Source organism: Sulfitobacter sp. HI0129, from assembly GCF_001635395.1.
Lineage (GTDB): Bacteria > Pseudomonadota > Alphaproteobacteria > Rhodobacterales > Rhodobacteraceae > Sulfitobacter.
Map to the genome: position 1 here is coordinate 1 of NZ_LWGH01000806.1, position 426 is coordinate 426.

Annotated in this window: 1 pseudogene; it reads right to left on the reverse strand. The window is 65.3% G+C overall.

Annotated elements, in window-relative coordinates:
* A pseudogene (locus A3764_RS19255) lies at positions 1 to 426 on the reverse strand (ABC transporter substrate-binding protein); the annotation flags it as partial.

Below are 426 nucleotides of genomic sequence, written 5' to 3' on the forward strand. Positions count from 1 at the left end.
GTGCACCCGGGTCGAAGGCCCAGATCGCCTGCTCGGGCACGTTGTAGAGCCCGCTCGCGGCCACGACGGGTTGCGGCGCTTCGGACAATATGCCGATGGCAAACTGCCGATCCGCGTGGATGGCAAGCATTTCGCGCCAGATGAGGGTCCGCTCGGCTGTGTTCCTCGCTGAATTCCATGCGCGGGAAAGGGCCATCAGCCGTTTGGCCGCCGTCATGTCCGGGGGTTCCCCCGCTTCGCCGGAGGTTTGATAGTACTGTCCCCATTTCGGCCAGGAAAAGAACTCCTGATTGGTGGGAGCGAGGTACATGGGCGATGTGTCCGCGGTGGGCAGGCCGTTGTCCCAGCCGAACCAGACGGCGGCCATGCTGACCCCGGCGTAGACGCGGTTGCGCAGGATGTCCCGGTCCAGCGGGCGCAGGATCA